Source organism: Ferruginibacter profundus, from assembly GCF_054783275.1.
This window is the reverse complement of the sequence record NZ_BAAGQW010000001.1, coordinates 1,135,598-1,159,119: the sequence shown is the minus strand read 5'-3', so window position 1 is coordinate 1,159,119 and position 23,522 is coordinate 1,135,598. Positions and strand designations below refer to the sequence as shown.

Sequence of the window (23,522 nt, the reverse complement as noted above, 5' to 3'; positions counted from 1 at the left end):
ACTATTATTGTTTTATTTGTGATCTTAATTTTTCTTTGATGCGCCCCAGGCGTGTGCCGATATTTGTTTTGGTGAACCCTGTTATAGCTGCTATCTCTTCATGGCTGTTGCCATCCAGGAAAAGCAGTACAATACCTTTTTCCACAATGCTGAGTTGCTTAATGGCAGTGTATAAAACTGTAAGCCGCTCTTCGGTTGCTTTATCTGCCTCACCGGCTGTATTTAAAAGTTCAAAATCGATAGGTACTTTGTAACCTTGTTTTTTTTCTTTGTTGATATGTGCAATGGAAGTATTTAAAGCAATGCGATAGATCCAGGTACTTATTTTGGCGTCACCTCTGTAAGAATCATGTGCTTTCCAAAGCTGGTACACAATTTCCTGGTACAGGTCTTTCTGATCTTCGGCATTACCGGCATACACGGCAGTGATCTTATAAATGATGCCTTCATTCGCTTTTATGAGCTGTACAAAATCCTCTTTTTTATCCATCAAAAATATATTACCCTTCATTAGTGTGTGAATTACAAAATAAATCACAAAAAATGGAAGGTATTTTTTATAATGGAGTAAAGTTACTCTTCTGCGTAGCTGTGCCCGGCGGCAATAAAATCATTGCCGGTAGGCCCGGCTACTGCTGCTTCCTTTTATATGAACGGAAATAAAGTCTGCCGTTTTCAGGTTACTTTTATACTGCTTATTCATTCAAATTAAATAGCTGTTTATGAAAAAAAGTATCGCCATTACAAGTGTTTTTTATTCCCTCTTATTGTTGTTGATGTACAATACGGCCACTGCGCAAATGATGCGGATGCCCGACGGGAATGTAAATTATAAATGTAAAACCGCCAGGCAGCTGGGTGCCACCGAAATTGCCGTTACCTGGAATGCCCCCGGCGTAAAAGGTCGTGAAGGAAAAATATGGGGCACCGATGTGGCTTATTATGGATTTTCTGTATTGGGTTTTGGTTCCTATGTACAATCGCCGTGGAGGGCCGGAGCCGATGAAAGTACCACCATTTCTTTTTCAACCGATGTTACTATTAATGGTGTGCCACTGGCTGCAGGTAAGTATGGTTTCTTTATTGCATTGTATCCCGATTCCTGCACACTCATCTTTAACAAAAATACCGCCGGCTGGGGCAGCTATTTTTATAAAAGTGATATGGATGTGTTACGTGTAACCACACACCAGCAAAAGGATATGAAAGAAAGTAAGGAAAGATTAGAGTATACTTTTTCAAAACAAACCAATACATCTGTTGAACTTAGTTTAGAGTGGGAGCGTTGGCGCATTCCTTTTACGGTGGAAGTTGACCTGGTAAAAACCACGCTGGCCTATATACGTGCACAAATGAGCGGTGCTGCAGGTTTCGATCCTCCAAGCCTGGAGGCCGCAGCAACCTGGTGCTTACAGAATAATGTAAATACAGATGAAGCACTGGTGTGGATCAACTCTGCTGTTGACCCTGCTTTAGGTGGTGTTAACTCTTTCAGGGCATTATCTACCAGGGCCGGTTTATTAAACAAACTGAATAAAAAAGAAGAAGCGGCAAAAATGATGCAGGCTGCAATGGACAATGCCAGTGTTACAGAATTGCATAATTACGGCAGGCAATTACTTACCGAAAATAAAGTAAAGGAAGCCATTGAAGTATTTGAATTGAACTATAAAAAATTCAAAGGGATATGGCCTACCAATGCAGGATTAATGAGAGGCTACTCTGCAGCCGGTGATTTTAAAAAGGCTTTGGAATATGCTAAAGCTGCCATGGCACAGGCACCAAATGAAGAAACTAAAAAAGTGATGAGTAATGCAGTAGAAACCTTATCTAAAGGAAAAGCATTGTAATTACAATGCCTGTACCAGCTAATGTAATAAAATATTTAAAACAGCACCTGCATATGAATTGCAGGTGCTGTTTTAGTAAAACATAAAAGCCGTATACCGTGCAAAAAATATTGTTACTTATTTTTTGTTTGCTTGCGCAGCAAATGTTTGCGCAAGACAGCTGCTTTTTAAAAGTACATTTCCTGTATGGCTCAAAACCTTTGAAAGCCTGGAGGGCAACAGAACAAAAATGGTTTGGTGGCATACTGGGCGGCCATGTAGGTATTGAAGGCGACAGCAACAGGATCGTGAATTTTTTACCCAGTGGAAAATTTCACTGGTTTGCTAAAAACAACAACCGGCATAGTCATTACGCAATTCATTCCCAAAATGATTTTTATGGAATCCTGGGTGGTAACCCCGATAGCGTAAAAAGAACGATCGTTTATATACCGGTAAGCAGGCAGCAAAAACAAAGTTTTGATAGTATTGCTGCAGTATACATAAAACAAACACCTTACGATTATGCACTTGCAGGTATGCGCTGTGGCGCTGCTGCCTACGAAATTTTAGCACAATTAAATATTTTGCCTGCCTATTCATATAGCAAAACCTACCGGAAAATACTGTATCCGAAAAAACTACGAAAACGGTTATTTAAAAAAGCCAGGGCAAATGGCTGGACCATGTTGCAATACAATGGTTCCTCCACAAGAAAGTGGGAGAAGGATTGATTATATTATCAACCCTTTCCGGTATTTATAAAACTGCTATTACTCGGTAAACCTTAGTGGTGCATGTATTAAAATATCACGAATAGTAAATACAGATTTGCACGACGAACTCACCAATACCTGCAGGTCATCAGCCCTTCGTTGCAGGTCGTTAAACCTTCTTAATAAATTAGAAGAAGCCCTGCCTGCAGGATCAGGTACATTCATAATACCATTATTGCCATCGAGGTCTACAGGCGCAATAGCACCAAAGGAACTACCTGGTGTGCCCGTTAAAAAGCCCGACAGGGTTGCCTGCGTACCAAAAGGAACGGGATCTATCATGGTGAATGCAGTTTGCGTTTCGCCGCCATGGCAGCCGCTGCAGGTATTTATGGAAAAAATCTGCCGGGCATCACTGTTATTAATAAACGCAGATCCGGTTGCCACAGTTCCGTTCCAGTGATGTGGTGCAATACCCGAAGGCATACCTACAGGCGAAATGATGGGGAATGAAGTTTGCCCGGTAAATGCGTGCCCGCCTAAGAAAGGATGGCCGCTGAAATTATCCGGCACAGTATAGTTATTGGCTAAAATAGCAGGCTCGTTACCATTGATGTAGGCGGCAAGCCTTTGCACATCGGCATTATTAACTTTTGCATTGTACATATTTGCCGGCGTTTGTTTTACTGCAGCCGGCTCAAGCATATGAGTGGTATTGCTCAAATGAAATTCCCTTAGCTCCCATGGCGGAACAGCAAGTGCAAATTCATCTGTCCTTACCTGGTTAATTGAATTTTGATTGGGTTTGGAAGGGCTGGTGCCCGCTAATGTAAACTGATCGGTAATGGCCTGTAATTTTATATTGTATTGCGGGTCCGTAAAGGCAAGTGTATTCAGATCGTACCATTCCTGTGCAAAAGCTTTTACGGCAGCACAATTTTTTTTAGGTACACCATATTCAAAAATGATAGTAAACGGCATAGGCGTGCAACCATCGGGCCGCATCATGCAAAAAACCAATCTTGCTTCCCCGGCATTAGAAAAACCATATCCCGAATTACCTCTCAGGTCTAAACGGTTTACTATTGCCATCAATTTAAAAGGTATTGCCCTCATGTCCATTTTTCCAACAGGTACTCTTGGTGGTGGCAGTGTCTGGCTTTTGTTAACCCATCCCTGCATGGAGCGGTGCATTTCAATGCGGCCACTTACCGGATCTCCATTGATAGTAGCCACATTTAACCAGGCTGCAAAAAAATGATCCACAAAATCAGATAACTGTACATCAGTAACCACAGCGCCCGGTGAAGTAGCGGCAAGGTTTTTCATTAGTGTTTTAAATGTCCATGCACCGTCAATATTGCCGGTTTGCGTGCAAAAATTAAAAGTTCTTGCAGGGTCTTCTACCACGTTAAGATCTGTTATCATCAGGCTGTGATCTTTTAATGCAGCCGGTGCCGGCGGTGGCGGAAGATTTTTTATCGAAACAAAATCACCATCATTAAATCTGCGGGCATCAAAAGCTGTATTGATTGTATCAGCAATAATTGAACGGCCTTTAAATACAAAACGTCTTGCACCGGCCGCCAGTTTGTAATAGCCCCGGGCAGTTTGTTCAAACTCTTTAACATTGGTATTTACTTTGGCAGAATACAAGCCATCACCGGCTTTTTCATCTCCCTCTTTACCATCATCCCTCATCACCATTTTTGTTGTGTCAAAGTTAAAAGCTAAAAAAGGCTCTTTTAAACGGGTATCAGTAAATGTAGCTACCATCAGTACATTATTGTCATCGCCCTTAATTTTTTTGATCATCACATCATTGGCTATTGGCGGGTCCATCTCAAAGGCTGCATTTATTGGTACATCTGCAGCAGCATCTTTCCTTGTACAGGAAACCAATGCAAAAAAAATCAAAAAGGAAAAAAATAAAGCACTGGTAATTTTATTGAATTGCATGCTGTTGAATTTAAAAGTTAAAAAGGTTAAAAGGGAAGGCGCCGGTAAAATAGACAGAATAAAATGCCCGGGCAATACCCTGATAGTAGTATTTATGATCTTTTGAATGTTGCAGTATATTGCTACTGTAATTTTTTTTATCTTTCAATAATTAAAGCCCCCGATATGAAACGGCACTGCTTTTTACAAAGTATACTATTGATAGTATCAGTTGCAGCTTGTACCACGGCACAAAAAAAGCAAATGAACAAACAGGAAAAAATACAAACAGAACTCACCAAGCTAAATCACCTGTTAAGAGATTCTTCATTGGCCATTGCCATTGCAGCAACGCAGGATTCAGCCTATTACACCGCGTTAAAAAAAACAATGCCCGCCTTTGATGCAGCAAAAAACGAAACCATTGCCAAAAGCGTAAAGGAAGAAAAGATTGCTACCAGCATCGGCTGTTTTTATGCACTGGAATGTGGTATTGGTGTATTAACAGCACAAAAAGGAAATACACCGGTTTACTGGTTAAAGAAAATCATCAATAAAGAACTGGACTCGGCAGAAGTGTTATTGCTGAATCGTTTTGCCAATGCCACATGGAAGGCGGCACAACCTTTCAGGAGCCTGCAACGCATTACAAGGGATAATTTTATGGTGGCTTCTTTTTTATCTGCAGCAGAAATACAAAAAGACCATGACCAGGTTTTGGCTGCGGCAGTAAAGTTGCTGGCAGCAATAACAGCTATGGCAGATCAGTCAAAAGAAGAGCAGTTTAAAAAGATAAGCCAGCTGATGCAGGATAAAACATTTGCGCTGGAAATGGCCGCTCATCTGGAAGCTGCTTACTATACTGATTTAAACAAACCTGTGCCACCATTTCTTACACCCGGGGACGATACTGCAGTGAAAATGAAAAATCTTTTTGAAGAAAAAGTAGCCACCAACCTTGCCGGTTTTTATGCATTGGAATGTGGATTGGCCTACCTGGCCGACGCAGAACAAAAATTGCCTTCTGCTATTGTACAATCGATACTAGATGGCACCATTAATAAACAAGACAAGGAATTACTGGAGCGCTTTGCCAATGCTACCTGGAAGGCCGGCCAGCCTTTCCGCAGCCTGGACAGGATTACCAAAGATAATTTTACGCCTTTTTATTTTTTAAACGGGGAAGAGGTTGATAAAGATTGGGTGCAGATAAGCACGGTGGCCAAAAGGCTGATCACTCTGCTATAAAACATACCCCCAAATATTTAAAAAAGAAAGCGCATTAAAATTTGATTCTTTCACATAAAGTTTTACATTTATATGTATAAACCCCTTCGAGAGTACTACCTCTGACTCCAGTTAAGAGCTTTTATCCGATTCTTATTTTAAACCTCAATGTTAACCTGCGTAGCGCAATAGCATTTGTTCAAAGCATCCGGATCATCTGCCTCATTTATTTTATAAAAGGGTAAACCTGTTTTGTATAAATAATTTTAATGACCATGAAAATTAAAAACATTGCTATTAAAGGCGAAAAGCAGCCGGTACCTGTCGCTTCAATAACTCCCAATCTTGTACCTGTTGCAAGTTATATTATCAGTGGTGCCAACAGGGATGTGCAGCAAACTCATGTGATAGACGTTAAAGACAATGATAAGTTATTTGAATTTGTATTTGATGATGGTACTACCTGGATGTGCGATCCGGCAACATTACATGAATTATTTCCCGAAGTGGAAATGGCATACAACCGGTCTGCGGATAATGCGTTTGAATTACCCGTTAATATTTCAAACGCCAATAGCGACAGGGGGATATTGGGCAGTTTAGCGTTAAAGCTGCTGAATGTTTTTACAAAGAAAAAAATTGCAGGCGGCATTGGCGAAATAGCAGGCAGGCTGGAAGATAAATTAATGATTGACGGCGAAGGCCTATTCAGGCTTGAAAAGGATTTTAAATTATCAGGCTTTGAAAATAAAACTCCCGATAAGCCTTTTTTACTTTTTATACACGGCACCAACTCCAATACAATTGGTGCATTTGGCCAGCTTAAAAATGCTGATGTATGGGATTTTATTTACAGCAGGTACGATAAAAATGTACTGGCATTTCAACATCGTACACTTTCAAAAAGCCCTTTGCAAAACGTGCTTGATATGGTAAAGCAATTACCGGATTCGGCCGACCTGCATATCATCAGCCACTCAAGAGGAGGGATAGTTGGGGATATTCTTTGCCGTTATGCTATCAACAGCGACGGTAGTAAGATCGGTTTTGCGGATGATAATATAAAACTGCTTAAAGCTGAAGGCAGGCAGCAGGATATCGATTGTATTAAAGCGCTTGATAAAGCATTTCTGAATAAGAAAATAAAGGTCAAAAAATTTATACGGGTAGCATGCCCGGCTGCAGGTACCAAACTGGCATCAAAGCGGCTGGATACAATCATGAACGCTTTCTTTAACCTTTTTGGCGGCCCGTTAAATCCTGTTGCAGATATCATTAAAGAATTGATAGCAGAAACTATAAGAACAAAAGATAACGTTAATGTATTGCCCGGTGTGGAAGCACAAAGCCCGGATTCTCCTTTTATAAAAATATTAAACGACAGGGCAGATGATGTTGCCATTGATGGCAGTTCACTGGCTGTAATATCTGGCAATGGTAAAATAAGCCTTAGTGTAAGCGGCTTACTGGTAATATTGGGAAAACTGTTTTACAGCCAGCGCAACGACCTGGTGGTAAATACAGACTCTATGTACCTGGGTGCAAACAGGAAAGGAAAGATCCAGTATTTTTTCGACCAGGGCGAAGAGGTGAACCATGTAAAATATTTTTTCAACAATAAAACAAGGCAGGCCATTGCATTGGCATTAAAAACAGGCGATGGCGAGCTGATACCCGGCTATACAATTGTATCGCAATATGAAGTGCCTGCAAGCGACAGGGGTATATTTGGCCTGGAACATGGCGAACTCTATCCCTACAAAGATCTTTCATTAGGTAAAAGGCCGATTGTTGTTCTACTGCCGGGTATAATGGGGTCTAATTTATCAAACAAAAAAAATAAGATATGGATCGCTTATTTAAGAGCGGTATTTGGAGGATTGATGGACCTGCAGCATGTGGATGATAAATCTATTACCGCTACTTCACTTATAAAAACATCTTACGGGCAACTGGCTAACAGGTTACAACAAACCTATGATGTGATTATTTACCCGTTCGACTGGCGTAAGCAGTTAAATGATTGTGCAAAAGAATTCAACGACAAAATAATTGAGTTGCTTAAATATGAGCAGCCGATAAAGATCATCGGCCATTCTATGGGTGGTGTGCTTGTACGCGACTTCATTATTAATTATGATGCCACCTGGCAGCGGTTAAATGCATCCAGCGGATTTAAATTATTATTTCTTGGTTCACCGCTGGGTGGCTCGTTCCGCATACCCACCGTTTTATTTGGTAATGATGCCATCATTAATTCACTGAATATGCTGGACAGGAAACATACTAAAAAAGAATTGCTCACCATGTTCTCTGCCTTTCCCGGTATATTAAGTTTATTGCCGCTTACAACAGAAGCCGGCTACGATTTTGCAGAAACCGATACCTGGAAAAAAATGGCCGATGCAAACGGAGACAGCACCTGGCCAATACCTGATAAAGACAACCTTAAAGTGTTTAAAGATTATAGAAATAATATTATTGCAAAGAGAGATGCTATTGATTATTCCAACATGATTTACATAGCTGGTAAAGATAAATCCACGCCATGCGATTATTACAACGATATCATTCCACCGAGAACTGAATTGGTTTTTTTATATACCGGCGAAGGCGACCAGAGTGTAACCTGGGAATCCGGTATTCCCAAACAGCTGATTGCAAATAATACCGTGTACTATGTTAATGTTACACATGGTGCACTGGCAAATGAGCCTTCTATATTTGAAGGTATTGAACAGCTGCTCGAAAAAGGAAGTACCGGTATGTTAAGTAAAATAAGGCCCGTGGTAAGGGGTGAAGAACAAAAATTCAGAATGCCGGAACTGTATAATTTTGATTTTTCTGAACGGGGCATTTCCAATGCTGTTTTTGGTATAACCGAAAAAAATGAACCCGCAGTAAACCAGGTTCCCATTTCGGTTTCGGTAAGCAATGGTGATCTTGCATTTGCTTCCTATCCTGTACTTGCGGGGCATTTTACCAATGATGGAATTCTGTATGCCGAAAAATCTATTGATTATAATGTAAAAGGAAGTCTTTATGCAAGGCATCACATGGGTATTTATCCCGGCGATATTGGTACCAACACGATCATAGTAACAGATCCCGTGGAAAATGATTTTCCAGGAACTATAGTGGTGGGATTGGGCGAACCGGGTAAACTGACTGCATTCCTGCTTACAAAAACTGTAGAACAGGGTGTGGCAAAATACCTGCTTGATATTAATGGTAAATCAGGCAACAAAAAAGAAATTGGTATATCTGCTTTAATGATAGGCTGCGGTTATGGAGGGCTTTCAATTGAAAATTCTGTAAAGGCAGTGCTGGAAGGAGTTAATAATGCCAACAACAAAGTAATACAATGCCTGGAGACTGATGCAAAGATAGTTCAGTCGGTAGAGTTTATTGAATTGTATGAAGACAAAGCGCTGGGCTGCTTATATGCATTGGGAAAAATTGAACGAAAAGAAAACCGGATCTATAATATCAGCATAGTCAATAGAAAAATAAAAGGACTGTTTGGTTTAAGAAAACGCCTGCCTGTTAACAGCTCCGATGAATGGTGGAACAGGCTTACTGTAAAACGCAAAATATCAAACGAGGGGGCACCGGGTAAAGAAGTAGCCGTGACCAGCCTTTTATTTAACGCTTCTACCAGCGATGCCAGGGAAGAAGAAAAAGAATTATTCAGCACCGGCCTTATTGACCCTTTTATAGAGCAGGTATCTTCTAAAAATCAATGGACTGCTGAAGCTGCAAAAACTCTTTTTGAATTGATGATACCCAATGAGTTTAAAGAAAGTTTAAAAAAGAAAGGCAGTATTTGCTGGGTACTGGATAAATATACTGCCGGGTATCCGTGGGAGTTATTACAGGAAAATGTAAACGAAACAAAGCCATTGTGTATTGGTGCCGGTATGATCAGGCAACTGGCCACCACTGCTTACAGGACCAATATAAAACGGGGCGCAACAGAAATGGCATTGGTGGTAGCTGATCCGCTGTTGAATGGTTTTATCGACCAGTTACCGGGCGCTAAAGCCGAAGGGGTATTGGTAGACAGTTTATTAACCACTAACGGTTACCCTAAAGTGTCGTTGATAAATAAAACCGCTCCCGAAATTGTATTGCAGCTTTTTAGTAATGATTTTAAGATCATCCACCTTGCAGGGCATGGTGTTTACAATCCCCTGGTACGCCAGAAATCGGGGATGGTGATTGGGGAAGGTGTATTTTTAACTACTGCCGATATTGAGCAGATGGGTACTGTGCCAGAACTGGTTTTTGTAAATTGTTGCCACCTGGGAAAAGTTGATAGTAACGGGGAAGAATATTTTAAAGACAGGTATAAACTGGCTGCCAATATAGGTACCCAGCTTATTGAAATTGGCGTAAAAGTGGTTATAGCGGCAGGCTGGGCTGTTGATGATGCCGCCGCTTCTGATTTTGCCAATATATTCTACACCAGGATATTTGAAGGATATAATTTTGGCGATGCGGTAAGTGCTGCAAGAACTTTTGTCTACGAAAATCACCCGGCTAATAATACATGGGGGGCATATCAATGTTACGGCGATCCTTTTTATAAACTGATCAACAGGTCGGTGGCCAAAAAAGAATATATGCCCAATTATATTATAGAAGAAGAAGCAGAGATAGACCTTAATAACCTGAGGAATGACCTCGATACAAGAAACATTACTTCGCTGCAGGCGGCTGAACGGCTTAAATCAATATCTGAAGCAGTAACCGCTGCCGAAATTGAAGGCGGCGCTATTTTTGAACAACAGGCATTGATTTACTATGAACTGGGAGAATATGATGAGGCGGCTAAAAAATATGCCGCACTTTTAAGATTGGAAAAAGCCAGTTATTCAGTATCCGCATTGGAAAAATATTTTAATTCGCTGGCCAAACAATGTATGCTGGATTTTAAGCAGGGCAAAAACAAAACAACTTTGGCGAATAGCATCGACTCAACTATACGGCAATTGAAAAAACTGTTAGAGGTAGGAAAAACAGCCGAACGATTCAGCCTGATTGGCAGCGCTTACAGAAGAAAGGCCATGATAAGTATCAGGCGTACAGAAAAATTAGCTGCCTATAAGGCCGCCGTTGATTTTTATAATAAAGCTTTAGAGGTAAATAGATATCCCTATCCGCTGAATAACTGGCTGGTATTGCAGATTATTTTAGACCTTACGCAAAAGGATGCAAAACAAATGGTGCTTACACCCGCAATAAAAGCCGCAACAAAAAAAGAGATCAACGCACTAAAGGCAAAAGTTGTTTTAACCAACGGCAATATGGATTACTGGACCGCTATCAATGATATATGTTTTGATTTTTCACTGATCATGCTTGATCTTGATGCTCATCGTGGTGCAGACAGTAAAAAAAATAATCTTTATAAAGACGACAAAACCTGGACAGGCCTTGCCAATAGTTACAAACACATCTGGAAACGTTACGGGTCAAAAGGAAAAAAACTGGCAGAAATAGAAAATTTTGAAATTATTGCAGATGCATTAAGCCTTTCCACATCAAAAATTGCCATTGATTTAAAAGACAGGGTAGATACATTAAAGAAAGAATTGGAACAATTGTCACTGGAATAAGCGGCTTCACAATTAAATTGAGCACACTCTTTTTATAATACTATGGCATGGTGCATCGTATGGCTATACAGGCGTTGATAAAGGCTTATGCTTACATCTTAGTGTGATATTTTATATACATACCTTCCGTTCATCATAAATTATACCCACCGTGGGCTATTTCATTATTTTATCTATAAATTTGGCATAGTTCAATACTTCTCCCTAACCTTTTGAAGCGCCATAAAAAAACAAAAAATCATTATGAGAAGAAATCTTATCGCAACAGCAATAATCTCCTTTATTGCGTTTCCTTCATTTGCACAACAAGACAAAAAAACAACAGCCGATTACGACCAGGCAACAAAGTTCCTGAGTTTCAACACCAGTAAATTAGTGTACAACAGCAATGTTAGTCCCGTATGGTTGCCGGATGGTAAATTCTGGTATTCTGTAAACACTGCAACAGGAAAACAATTTGTACTTATCAATCCTGCTGATGGCAGCCGTAAAACCGGAGCCGACCTTAAATCAATATTACCCGAAGGCGGCAATGATAAAGCACCTGCAATGGGCGGCCGCCGCGGTGGTGGTTCAGCAGAAGTACTTTCTCCTGATGGTAAAAAAGCAGCCTTCATCCGCAACTGGAATTTATGGGTACGTGATGTGGCCACTAAACAGGAAACGCAATTAACAACCGATGGCATAAAAGATTATGGTTATGCAACCGATAATGCAGGATGGAAACATAGCGACCGTGCTATTTTATTATGGTCGCCCGATTCAAAAAAGATCGCCACTTTTCAGCAGGACCAACGCAATGTGAGTGATATGTACCTGGTATCCACCAATGTGGGCACACCAAAACTGGAGGCATGGAAATATCCATTGCCGGTAGATAAAGACATCATTCGTATTGAAAGAGTAATTATTGAAGTGGAGCAACCTAAAGTGATCCGTTTAAAAATTCCGTCAGACCCCAGGAGAGGAACCTTATGTGATGATATAGCCTGCTCCGGTTCTTTTGATGACAACGAGTGGAGTACTGATGGATCTAAACTAGCCTTCGTTTCTACTTCACGTGATCATAAAGAAGAAAAAATGAGGATTGCTGATGCGGCAACCGGAGAGGTAAAAGAAATATTTGAAGAAAAAGTAGCCACACAATACGAGAGCGGTCAGGGTAGTGTAAACTGGCATTTCCTGGCTGGTACCAATGAGATCATCTGGTATTCTGAAAGAGACGACTGGGGCCATTTATACATGTACGATGCCAATACCGGTAAACTCAATTCGCAAATTACCAAAGGCAATTTTGTAGTAACAAGATTAATTAAAGTGGATGAGAAAAGCCGTGTATTATATTTTGAGGCCAATGGCCGTGAAAAAGGACAGGACCCTTATTTCAGCCATTTTTACAGGGTGGATTTCAGTGGAAAAAATTTAATGCTGCTTACACCCGAAGATGGCAACCATAGTATTACTTTATCTCCCGATAATAAATACATTGTAGATAATTATTCAAAACCTGATGTTCCGCCGGTATCTGTTTTAAGAGATGTAAAAGGTAAACTGATTGCTACACTGGAAAAAGCTGATATTACCAAACTGGTGGCTTCAGGATGGAAAGCACCTGAGCCCATCACTGTAAAATCCCGTGATGGTAAATGGGATCTATACGGGCTGATGTTTGCCCCCACGAATCTTGATAAATCAAAAAAATATCCCATCATCAATTATATCTATCCCGGTCCGCAGGGCGGCGGTGTTGGCGGACGTTCGTTTAGCCCTTCACGTGGTGATAACCAGGCGCTGGCTGAATTAGGTTTTATTGTAGTGGTGATTGATGGTACCTGTAACCCCGGCCGCTCCAAATCTTTTCATGATGTATGCTATGGTAACATGGCCGACAATACTTTGGAAGACCAGATAGGAGGCATAAAACAACTGGCAGCCACACGTTCATATATGGATGTTGACCGTGTAGGTGTATGGGGACATTCGGGAGGCGGCTTTGCAACTGCTGCAGCCATGTTCCGTTATCCCGATTTTTATAAAGTAGGTATTTCAGAATCGGGTAACCACGAGAACAGGAATTATGAGGATGACTGGGGCGAAAGATATATTGGTTTGATGACAAGAGAAACAGGTGCTAAATCAAATTATGACGGACAGGCCAACCAGAATTTTGCCACCGGCTTAAAAGGAAAATTAATGCTGGCACATGGCAATATGGATGATAATGTGCCGCCTTACAATACTTACCTGGTAGTGGAAGCATTGGAAAAAGCCAATAAGGATTTCGACCTGGTGATTTTCCCTAATGCTCACCATGGCTATGGCGCAGACAGCTATTATATGATGCGCCGCCGCTGGGATTATTTTGTAAAGAACCTGCAGGGTGCAGAAACACCAAAAGAATATAAAATAAAGACTGATTAAAACCAGGATTAATTTGCGTTGATATCTTAAAGAGATGCTGTATTATGCAAATGCTACAGCATCTCTTTTTTTGTATTATATTTAATCATCAGAAAGATCGTTATGCAACGGTCGGCCTTATCTTTTTTAATTATTTAAAATTCCCTAATGCTCCGTTTTAAGATCCTTTCCTTGCTGCTACTCTTCCTGTTGTCTTTAAGTATCACCATCAATGCACAAAATACCACGCTCATTGATGTGCAGCATTACAAATTTGAATTGACATTGGCCGACAATACAGATACTATACAAGGGATCGCATCAATAAAGACCAGGTTTTTACGCAGCACCAGATCAATTCAACTCAACCTCGGTGGCATTGATGCTACCGGAAAGGGAATGCTGGTAATGAGTGTTACTGCAAATGGTAAGAATATTTCTTTTACACACACAAATAATTTGCTGTTGTTACATACGGGCAAGTCAAATGCAGGTGATAGCGCCACTGTTGTTATCAGTTACAAAGGCATTCCTGCTGATGGCCTTATCATTGGCAAAAGTATTTTTAATAAACGTACTTTCTTTGGCGATAACTGGCCCGACCGTGCCCGCTACTGGTTGCCCTGCAATGATATTCCTGCAGATAAAGCCAGCCTTGAATTTATTGTTACTGCACCGTCTCATTACAGTATTGTAAGTAATGGAATAAAAGCCGGCGAAAACATGATTAACGACAGTACCAGGCTTACGCATTGGAAAGAAGATGTGCCCTTGCCAACAAAAGTAATGGTGATAGGTGCCGCTGATTTTGCAGTGAGCGATGCAGGTTATGCCGGCGATATACCCGTAACCAGCTGGATATACCAGGAAGACAAAGAGCAGGGCTTTTATGATTATGCCAAAGCAAAAGATATCCTGCAATACTTTATTCATTATGTTGGCCCTTACGGGTATAAAAAACTGGCTAACGTACAATCCAAAACTATATTCGGCGGAATGGAAAATGCCGGTGCTATTTTTTATTTTGAACAATCAGTAACCGGCAAAGGCAGGGTAGAAGACCTGCTGGCACATGAAATTGCACACCAGTGGTTTGGTGATATGGTTACCGAAACCAATTTTAAACACCTCTGGCTAAGTGAAGGTTTTGCCACTTACCTCACTGATATTTATTTGGAATCGAAATATGGAACAGATAGTATGTTGCACCGCTTATCCGGTGAAAGAGAGAGTGTGAGCGGCTTTGCAAAAAGATCGGCCTCACCGGTTATTGATACAACGTCTGATTATAAAAAATTGTTGAATGCTAACTCTTATCAAAAAGGAGCCTGGGTATTGCATATGCTGAGGAATAAAGTGGGTGACAGTGTGTTTAAAAATATCATCCGGGAGCAGTATCGCAAATATGCAGGCCGCAATGCATCATCCGAAGATTTTATTGCTACGGCAGAAAAAGTGTCGCACCAGAATTTACAGGCATTCTTTAAACAATGGTTGTATAAGCCGGGTATACCTGTACTGGCAACGGATTGGAAATATGATCCGGTTAAAAAGAAAGTACTCATTACTATTGAACAGCAACAACCGGGTTTATTTAACTTTCCTATGGAATTTTTACTGGTAACTGAAAAAGGGAAGTTGCTGAAAACCGTTACTGCACAAAAAAGAAAAACAGTAATGCTCTTTTCTGCCAGGAACAAAGTGACTGATGTTATACCCGACCCCAATACCAGGCTACTGTGGCAGGCGGTAAGTAAATAGGCTGTAATTGTAGCGCAGCCGATCTCTTTCTGAAAAATATTTTATTTTATTTGATGACCTTTTGCCAAAACAGGCATTAAGTAATATAAGCGCCCTGCAATGACTGATAAAGAAATTATAGACCATTTACAAAACAATAAATATTCGCTGGCTATAAAGGGCCTGTACAATATTTTGCCCTCCGTAAAGCAATACATTAAAGCCAATAATGGTACGGCTGATGATGCACAGGATATCTTCCAGGATGCATTGGTGATATTGTATAAAAAAATTCATGCCGGTAATTTTATTTTAACCGTACCCTTGAAAACTTACCTGCTGGCCGTGGTAAAAAATTGCTGGCTGCAGGAATTACGGCAAAGAAAAAAATTACCGCCCGGGGAAGCACCCGGTGATATTGCTGCGGCAGAATTTAACGAAGAACCCGGTTTTGCCTTTGCTAATGCAGCATTTAATTTATTGGGCAACAAATGCAAAGAGCTGCTCATCCTGTTTTATTTCAAACAAAAAAGCTTTAAAGAAATTGCTGCAGCACTGGCATTCAGTGATGAACGTGTGGCTAAGAACCAGAAGTACCGGTGCATGCAAAAAGCAAAAGACAATTACTTAACCCTTTCTAAAAACGGCACTCATGAATAATAACAGCATATTAATAGACCGTTACCTGCAAAATGAAATGAGTGCTGAAGAAAGAACGGCTTTTGAAAATCAATTGGCTGCCGATAAAGCTTTACAGCAGGAAGTGTATTTGCAGCAGCAAATAATAAAAGCTGCCACCACTGCCGGGTTAAAAGGAGAATTTGCAAAAGCCATCCATAAAAAAATTATTACCAGGCAATTATTACAATGGGGTGCAGTAATCGGGGTGGTTGCTATTGCTGCAGCTTTATTTTTTACGTTTAAAAATAATAGCACTGCAAAAGAAAAAAACAGGCAGGAGCAAAGTAAAGCAGTAGAAAAATTTGAGATCAATACTGCTGCAGATACAATTATTGAAACCAAGGACGGCGTTGTATTCGGCATACCGGCCGATGCATTCGGTACCGGTGGAAAAACAGTGCAGCTGGAAATAAAGACCGCTTTAAGTGCCTTCGATATTATTAATAACGGGCTTTCCACAACAAGCAACGAGGCTTTGTTGCAAACAGCCGGTATGTTTTATATCAATGGTTTTGTGGATGGCAAAGCTGTGCCGCTGGCAAAAGATATCAGTGTAAGTGTGCCTGCGAATACTATCAACCCGAATATGCAATTATTTGATGGGGTAGAAGACAGCAGTGAAAATATCAACTGGGTTAATCCTAAACCGGTGGAGAAAAAATTACGCACTTATGATATTACCACATTGGATTTTTATCCGGTTAAATATATTCCTACAGTAAAAGCATTGGGCAAAGCGTACCAGGATAAAAAATATACGGATAGTTTGTATTATTCTTTTAGTGGTTATCCAAATCAACAAGGTGTTATGGAAGAAGTTATTGGCGATTCTGTTGTGGCAATTCAAAAAGAAGGAAATGATTATCCTTCCGGAGATACCGGAAAGTTGGAAAAAAAATTGGATGCATTATCAAAATCAAAAATTGCTTCTGATCTCTCAACTGATTTTTCAGCTTACCAGGTAGATCCTTCTATAATCAGAGCTATCTGGAATAAAAAATTCAATAATACTTTTCTTGCTACAAAAGAATTTGAGGAAAGACTTCGGTTTATGCATACACTATGCACTGCAGAGTATTTAAAAATCTATTTGAATAATTTAGATAAGCCGTTGTATGTATCGGACAAACTTTGTGCTAAAGCTTTGGGTGGCGATGCGTATAATAAATTCGAAGAATTTGCTGCAAGAAAAGACGGAGGCGTAATAATCCCCAATGGTATGCAGCAAAAACTCAGCAATTACTTTCAGCAAAAATATAAAGCCTATAAAGATGCCGCAGCAAAAACATGGGCTAAATACCAGCATACATTGGATAGTTTAAGTACAATAGCAGATGTAAAAAGGCGTGGGCAATTGATTGATGATTTTAAAAGAGACAACAACAATTTCAGGGAAGAGTTTTGTGCGAATGTTACGGATGCGTACCGGCAGATAGGGCAGGCGCATGATTGCAACGATAATTTAAGGGCGCCATCTGCACAATATTACAATACCACCATCAGCAGTACCGGCTGGAAGAATTTAGATGTATATGTTTATGATGCTACAGTAAAACGCCAGGGCATGACCTACACAGACCCTGTAAGTGGAAGAACTGCTACACTTACTTACAGCGCTGTTTCTTTTACTATAGAAAATGCAGCACAGTTTGACCGGGTACTGGTGTATTTAATTCCTGATAGCCTCAGTAGTTTTCAAAGAGTAGCAAAAGAAGGCAATGTATTTAAAGAACAACTTAACGGGCTGTTTAAGTACGAAGCCATAGCAGTAGCTTATAAAGGCACACAGGCTTATTTTTTCAAACAACAAAATGTACAGGCAAAAGATTATGTGCTTACTGTTTTGCCGGTTACAGATGAAGCATTGCGTAAATCACTGAATACTTATTCGCTTAGCAAAGGCAATGCGCTAAAAAATGACTTTGACTACCAGTTATTTGAACAACAGGAAACCATACGCCAGGTACAGTTGCAGAAAGATATGGAGTTCAGGGACAAGATTGCGGCGTCTATTTTTACATGTGGTAGTAAAAAATAAAAAGAGATGCAGTGGTAGAAGGACTGCATCTCTTTTTTAAAATACAACGTAAGTGATTTTAGTTTGATAAGCTACCAGGCTGCTGATCGTTTATTTTATTTCCACCAGCAATGAATAATTGCCCGCCTTATCCAATACAATGCTCATGTTCAAACTTCTTACATAACCTGTAGTGGCAGTTAAGGTATGTATCTTGCCATCTTTATCCGCAGGGTCATCACTGGTCTTAAATTCCCAGTCATCAACAAGGCAGGAGCGGATGAGTTTTTCATACTCATTAAATTTCTTCTCCACCTCTTTTTTATTGGCAGCAGCAAATATTGTACTGCTGTATAAGGTACGGAATCCTTTTTCAATGGTCGCCGTTTTACCTTTTACCAATTCGGCAGTAGTGGCGTAATAAGTGGCAGTAAAAATGCCTTTCTCCACTTTTACAACATCACCTGTTGCAAATTCAAAATAAGCATCGGCATGTTTTTCAATAAATTTTAACCGGCTGCAAAAATCGGCATTGGCGTTTAATGCCATTGCCGCAGGAGATGCTAATTTTTTACCTGCAGAGTAACGGCCCGTCTTTCCCGGTTCAGAAGAAGTGATGAATAAATTGTAATTGCCTTCTTCCTGTAACACCGTATCTAATTTTGCCGAGCTTTGATATTGATTGGCATCACCGATCATAATGGCTTGCTTACCCGAAGGAGATTGCAGAACAGCAGCAATGGTAAATTCCATGGAACTGATATTCAGTTTTACACGATCGCCCGCTTTAACGGTAATTGGATAGTTATCAATATAGCGTTCCTGTTTATCTGATGATATTGCTGCTTTTGTATCGCCTGCTGACAAATAGCCAACATACACATCATCTTTTTTTATTTCAGTACCACCATCAGACGGATGTTCATTTAATTCATTGGGTTTGTTCACATACTTATCATCTTCCGATTTTTTTATGGCTATTGCGGCAGCAGCGGCATCATAATATTCGGTGCCCTTTGTATCAATATAATAACCCAGGTCGGCACCGCCGTTAAAATTTACCCAGGCAATACCATTATTGAATTCATAGGCGTAATCATATTTAAAATCGGTAAAGGGTTTATATTTTGCAGCCTGTGTGGCAAAAGCTTTTTTGTGGTCTTTATCTTCCAATATCACTATACCATTGCTGAAGCTGGTTATTTTTTCGTAGTTATCTTCCACCACTCTTTTTCCTGCGCCATTAACAGGGTAATAATTATAATCAGCATCTGCCACCACGGCATACCCGTTTATAAATTCACCGGCATAATTGAATTGAACATCAATATCCATCTGGCCTCTTTTATTGCTGTAGCCATAATCAGAAGTAAAGCTGCTTCCTTTGCTTACTGCAATCATGCCATTGGAATAACCACCGTTTACCTGGCCGAATTTTTCTGTGCTCAACGTTTCCCCCTTCTTGTTTATCAGCGTCCACCTGCCGGTAGGGTTGGACGCAATATCATCTTCTACAATTGCCGCCACGCCATTTTTAAAATTCTCTGCATTTTTATATTTGCAATTCAGCATCTCCTTACCGTACTGATCTATATAACCGTACCGTTTTCCGTCATACACTTTGCATAACCCGTTAGAGAATTTGGGAAAGTAAATAGAGAACTCATATTTAAACGGCGTTACCTCTCTTCCGTAACCATTTATAAAAGCATAATGTTTATTGAGTGCTACAGCAGCAAGGCCATAATTAAAATCATCAGCCTCATCATATTTCATCTCTGTAATTTCTTTACCGGTTTTATCAATAAACCCATAGTAACCATTAACTGCTTTTACCCTTGCAAAACCATTGGTAAAAGGGTACACATATTTATATTTTGCGGCAACGACCACCTTGCCTTTGGTATCTAAAAAACCATATACGCCACCACTGCTGTAGGTCATTCTGCCTTCCTGTGCTTTTTGTATGGAGCTATATGTGGGTGCAAGCACGGTATTACCTGATGAATCAAGTATACCCCATTTGCCATTAAGGTTAACGGCAGCAACGCCCTCGGCAAATGGTGTTGCATCCTGGTAAATGGCAGGGATAATTATTTTCTTTTGCTGGTTGGCATAACCCCAAACCTTGCCATACCGGTAAGGAATTAATGAAGGCGTAACTAACGACAAGGCATCTTTCAGCACATACTTGCGGCGTACAACGGGCACATCGGTTTCCACACCGTTATCTTTCATTCGTATGGTAACGGTGGTGCCTTCTGCGCCTGCAATCATTTTTACCACATCAGCCACATTTTTATTTTGGGTTGACACACCATCCACAGCCGTGATCCACGCAAACCCCATCAGGTTAGTTTCTGCTGCGGCAGAATTTTCCATGATCTCAATTATATAAGGCCACCGGCCGGTGGCTATTGAATCGGTACCAATCCGGGCACCAATGCCTGCCTGTGCAAAGGCAGTGTTACTGAAAAATGTAAATAATATAACAGCAAATACAAAGGATAATTTTTTCATTTTATGGAGATCATTTTAACAGGAAGATATGCTTACAAATATCTTCAGAATACAAATGGCTATAGTAAGTACTGGTGGGTATTTTACAAATGTGGTTCCCGGTTAAAACCAACCCGGCATCATTGGTCGTTGATAAAATTGTACATTTGACTCAATCTTCTTTTATGAAAAAATATATACTGGTATTAATGGGCTTTTGTTGTTTACCCGGCGGTTTAACAATAGCACAAACCAAAAAAGATGTTGTAGAGCTGAGTGGTACATTAGCACATTTCAGCAATGAAGTAGAAGTGGAAGACATGTCGGAGTTGCAATACCTGCTACCTAAAACAACTGAGCGGCTTGTTGTACCCGATGCCACCAATGGGCAGTTCTATATCAGATTTAAAATTACCGCACCCAATTATTTTCGTATCGGGAGAAATGCGCTATACCTTTCCCCGGGAGATAACCTGAAAGTATTTATTGATTATAACAATCCTAAAGCAGCAATATTTGAAGGCAGGGGTAGTGCAGCCAACAATTTTTTGCGGTCTACACCTTTTCCAAAAGGAGGCTCTTATATGGAAGCCGGCAGCAAAGCGCAAGCTACGCCCGGGCAAACGATTGACTATATTTTAAGCGCCGCTGCACTGCGTACCCGGCAACTGGATAGTTTGAAAACAGTAACTGCGGAGTTTAAACGTTTGGAAAAAGGAAGGATACAGGCAGATATCATAAACAGTTTGCTTGACGGGCAGATATCCTTTTACAGGCCAAAGGCCATTCAGAAAGATTCGGTAAAGCTGAAACAATACGGTGACGAATATGCGGAGTTAATAAAACCTTATGTAGATCAGTACACCGGGAATTTTACCGACGCATCGCTCTTAAAACTGGTGGTATACCGTGATCTTGCTGATACTTTATCCAGGCAACATGGAAAACCAAAGGACCTGCAGCAGATAAAAGACTGGTTACAGGCTACCGCTGTAATTGAAAAATTAAAACAGGTAAGTGATAAACAATTACTGGAAAATTTTAAGCCGGAAATTAAAACGATCAAAACTGCTGCTTACCGTAATGCAGTTAATATAACGCTCAATACTTTGCTGCAATTTGGTAAGGGAGATATTGCTGCAGATTTTACAGCCACAGATACTAATGGCAAGGCCATCTCACTCAGCAGCTTTAAAGGCAAAGTAATTTATATCGACTTATGGGCCACCTGGTGCGGACCCTGCATGCAGGAAATGCCGCACTACGAAACATTGAAAGAAAAATACGCCGGCAATCCCGGCATTGTTTTCATTTCTTTATCTGTTGATGATAACGAAACTTTATGGAAGGCTAGTGTGAGTGCAAGAAAAGCAACAGGCAATCAATGGCTCATCAACCGCAATAAACTGAATGCGTACAATATTGTAGGTATTCCCCGAACCTTATTGATCAATAAGGATTTTAAAATGGTGGATATGAATGCACCCCTGCCTTCATCAAAAAAAATTACCGGTATTATTGATGCATTATTGCAATAGCATACAATAAAAAAGCCGCCTGTAAACAGGCAGCCTTACTTTAACCATCAAACCCCTGTAATTTTAATTTTTAACCAGTTTTGTTTTATACAGGCTGGCACCATCTGCATCGGTAATGCTGATGATATACATACCAACGGGTAACTGCTGTACCTGTGTTAAAACAGTACTGTTATTGCCTTTCACCACTGTCCGGTTTTGTTGTAATAATTTTCTGCCGCTTGCATCACTGAAAGTGATGGTAACTTTTTGATTCGTTGTACTATTCAGGTCAACCTGTACCTGGTTTACAAAAGGATTAGGAAAAGTATTTGCGTTGATGCTGTTGGCAGCCATTATCATACGCACAGTGTTTGAATAAGTGAAACGTCCGTTATTATCGGTTTGTTTAATGCGGTAATAATTGGTGCTGCCGGGTTTGCTATCAATGCTGTGGTATAAACGCAACCCCTGGCTGTAACCTGCTGCTGTAGCAGAATCCATCGCTATCCAATTAACTGCATCAATGCTTTTTTCTACCACAAAATTGCGGGTATTGCTTTCTGATAAAGTTTGCCATTGTACAGAAACAATATCACCCGAACGTTGTACCGAAGCTTCCAGGCCGGTTACCGGTAATGGGCCGGGAATGCTCGCTGCCCTTGCAAAAGTAATATCATCAATAGCAAGGTCATTACCACAACCGCCGGATGAGTTATTGATAATTCTGTACCGTAAGCTGGTTACGCCTGCAGGTACAGAAAAGCTGCTGCCCACAACCACCCATGTGGGTGAAGCAGACTGGGGAATAAATCCGGTAGTAAAAGTAGTGATTGGTGCAAATACGCCTGTAGCTGAGTTATAAGACTCTACAATAAACTGCAGTTTGGGTAACAGTGCCGATGAGCCGCAGGTGCCCAGGGTATTGGTATTCATCACATACAGGTACATGCTATAGGTAACGCCGCTTACAATGCTGTTTACCGTATCCCTGTAAAATTCAGCTGCCGTCATGCCTGCATTGATCACCATACAACGGCCATTGGTATTTCCGGTATGGTCTGTTGTATTATGCCACTCCGGGCGGCCATTGGTTTGTTTATACAACATATAATCGCCATCATTAAGACTGCTGCTGTTATTAAAAGCATAAGTGGTTCTGCCTGCTGCCAGGGCCGCTTTTGAGGTGCCGGTACCAAATGTTTCTTTTATATAAATGGAATCAGGTACATTGGTTTGAGCTGCTACCTGTAATAATAAAGAAAAGAGGAGGGTTACTGTGAGGATGAGGTAAAGTTTTGTTTTCATAATTTCTTTTTTCACTTATATGCCACAGC

The 23,522-nt window shown here is 40.5% G+C and carries 13 protein-coding genes; 9 read left to right on the top strand and 4 right to left on the bottom strand.

Translation table 11 applies throughout. The features are described 5' to 3' along the window. Positions 1–4 precede the first annotated feature (4 nt). The gene (locus ACYVM0_RS04845; protein ID WP_460553305.1) at positions 5–511 is read right to left on the bottom strand and encodes an RNA polymerase sigma factor; all 507 of its coding nucleotides are present in this window, start codon (positions 509–511) and stop codon (positions 5–7) included. A 211-nt stretch (positions 512–722) separates the two neighbouring features. Here ACYVM0_RS04845 and ACYVM0_RS04840 point away from each other — a divergent pair, with 211 nt between their 5' ends. Together ACYVM0_RS04840 and ACYVM0_RS04835 are read left to right on the top strand one after the other, a co-directional pair. Beyond that, positions 723–1,850, top strand: a complete 1,128-nt coding sequence (locus ACYVM0_RS04840; RefSeq protein ID WP_460553302.1) for a DUF2911 domain-containing protein — start codon at positions 723–725, stop codon at positions 1,848–1,850. A gap of 98 nt (positions 1,851–1,948) precedes the next feature. Then, positions 1,949–2,563, top strand: a complete 615-nt coding sequence (locus tag ACYVM0_RS04835; RefSeq protein ID WP_460553299.1) for a hypothetical protein — start codon at positions 1,949–1,951, stop codon at positions 2,561–2,563. Positions 2,564–2,602: 39 nt separating this feature from the next. Here ACYVM0_RS04835 and ACYVM0_RS04830 read toward each other — a convergent pair whose 3' ends face one another. Continuing rightward, positions 2,603–4,504, bottom strand: a complete 1,902-nt coding sequence (locus ACYVM0_RS04830; protein WP_460553296.1) for a choice-of-anchor X domain-containing protein — start codon at positions 4,502–4,504, stop codon at positions 2,603–2,605. A 165-nt stretch (positions 4,505–4,669) separates the two neighbouring features. Here ACYVM0_RS04830 and ACYVM0_RS04825 point away from each other — a divergent pair, with 165 nt between their 5' ends. The 6 genes from ACYVM0_RS04825 to ACYVM0_RS04800 all read left to right on the top strand — a co-directional run bounded on the left by ACYVM0_RS04825 (position 4,670) and on the right by ACYVM0_RS04800 (position 18,190). Further along, a complete protein-coding gene (locus tag ACYVM0_RS04825) occupies positions 4,670–5,731 on the top strand; it encodes a hypothetical protein (RefSeq protein ID WP_460553293.1) in 1,062 nt (353 codons plus the stop codon). Positions 5,732–5,985: 254 nt separating this feature from the next. Then, complete coding sequence (locus ACYVM0_RS04820; protein WP_460553290.1) at positions 5,986–11,331, top strand: DUF7379 domain-containing protein; 5,346 nt, start codon at positions 5,986–5,988, stop codon at positions 11,329–11,331. A gap of 243 nt (positions 11,332–11,574) precedes the next feature. Next, positions 11,575–13,752: a S9 family peptidase gene (locus tag ACYVM0_RS04815; protein ID WP_460553287.1), complete on the top strand. Its 2,178-nt coding sequence runs from the start codon at positions 11,575–11,577 to the stop codon at positions 13,750–13,752. Between the two features lie 147 nt (positions 13,753–13,899). Continuing rightward, positions 13,900–15,492: a M1 family metallopeptidase gene (locus tag ACYVM0_RS04810; protein WP_460553284.1), complete on the top strand. Its 1,593-nt coding sequence runs from the start codon at positions 13,900–13,902 to the stop codon at positions 15,490–15,492. Between the two features lie 99 nt (positions 15,493–15,591). Further along, entirely contained in the window at positions 15,592–16,131 is a 540-nt protein-coding gene (locus ACYVM0_RS04805; RefSeq protein WP_460553281.1) for an RNA polymerase sigma factor, read from the top strand. Then, positions 16,124–18,190, top strand: coding sequence for an anti-sigma factor family protein (locus tag ACYVM0_RS04800; protein ID WP_460553279.1), 2,067 nt, complete (start codon positions 16,124–16,126; stop codon positions 18,188–18,190). The genes ACYVM0_RS04805 and ACYVM0_RS04800 overlap by 8 nt, the downstream gene beginning before the upstream one ends. A gap of 90 nt (positions 18,191–18,280) precedes the next feature. Here ACYVM0_RS04800 and ACYVM0_RS04795 read toward each other — a convergent pair whose 3' ends face one another. Then, complete coding sequence (locus ACYVM0_RS04795; RefSeq protein ID WP_460553276.1) at positions 18,281–20,689, bottom strand: WG repeat-containing protein; 2,409 nt, start codon at positions 20,687–20,689, stop codon at positions 18,281–18,283. 164 nt (positions 20,690–20,853) lie between these two features. Here ACYVM0_RS04795 and ACYVM0_RS04790 point away from each other — a divergent pair, with 164 nt between their 5' ends. After that, on the top strand, positions 20,854–22,206 hold the full coding sequence (locus ACYVM0_RS04790; RefSeq protein ID WP_460553273.1) for a TlpA family protein disulfide reductase: 1,353 nt from the start codon (positions 20,854–20,856) through the stop codon (positions 22,204–22,206). 63 nt (positions 22,207–22,269) lie between these two features. On the opposite strand, the gene ACYVM0_RS04785 is transcribed toward ACYVM0_RS04790, so the two are convergent. After that, positions 22,270–23,493, bottom strand: a complete 1,224-nt coding sequence (locus tag ACYVM0_RS04785; protein ID WP_460553271.1) for a T9SS type A sorting domain-containing protein — start codon at positions 23,491–23,493, stop codon at positions 22,270–22,272. Positions 23,494–23,522: the final 29 nt, after the last annotated feature.

What these genes read in the sequence shown, in the direction of transcription:
- ACYVM0_RS04790 (WP_460553273.1), top strand. Translation starts at nt 20,854, where the DNA reads ATGAAAAAATATATACTGGTATTAATGGGCTTTTGTTGTTTACCCGGC.
- ACYVM0_RS04825 (WP_460553293.1), top strand. Translation starts at nt 4,670, where the DNA reads ATGAAACGGCACTGCTTTTTACAAAGTATACTATTGATAGTATCAGTT.
- ACYVM0_RS04810 (WP_460553284.1), top strand. Translation starts at nt 13,900, where the DNA reads ATGCTCCGTTTTAAGATCCTTTCCTTGCTGCTACTCTTCCTGTTGTCT.
- ACYVM0_RS04795 (WP_460553276.1), bottom strand. Translation starts at nt 20,689, where the DNA reads ATGAAAAAATTATCCTTTGTATTTGCTGTTATATTATTTACATTTTTC.
- ACYVM0_RS04815 (WP_460553287.1), top strand. Translation starts at nt 11,575, where the DNA reads ATGAGAAGAAATCTTATCGCAACAGCAATAATCTCCTTTATTGCGTTT.
- ACYVM0_RS04820 (WP_460553290.1), top strand. Translation starts at nt 5,986, where the DNA reads ATGAAAATTAAAAACATTGCTATTAAAGGCGAAAAGCAGCCGGTACCT.
- ACYVM0_RS04845 (WP_460553305.1), bottom strand. Translation starts at nt 511, where the DNA reads ATGAAGGGTAATATATTTTTGATGGATAAAAAAGAGGATTTTGTACAG.
- ACYVM0_RS04800 (WP_460553279.1), top strand. Translation starts at nt 16,124, where the DNA reads ATGAATAATAACAGCATATTAATAGACCGTTACCTGCAAAATGAAATG.
- ACYVM0_RS04785 (WP_460553271.1), bottom strand. Translation starts at nt 23,493, where the DNA reads ATGAAAACAAAACTTTACCTCATCCTCACAGTAACCCTCCTCTTTTCT.
- ACYVM0_RS04840 (WP_460553302.1), top strand. Translation starts at nt 723, where the DNA reads ATGAAAAAAAGTATCGCCATTACAAGTGTTTTTTATTCCCTCTTATTG.
- ACYVM0_RS04830 (WP_460553296.1), bottom strand. Translation starts at nt 4,504, where the DNA reads ATGCAATTCAATAAAATTACCAGTGCTTTATTTTTTTCCTTTTTGATT.
- ACYVM0_RS04805 (WP_460553281.1), top strand. Translation starts at nt 15,592, where the DNA reads ATGACTGATAAAGAAATTATAGACCATTTACAAAACAATAAATATTCG.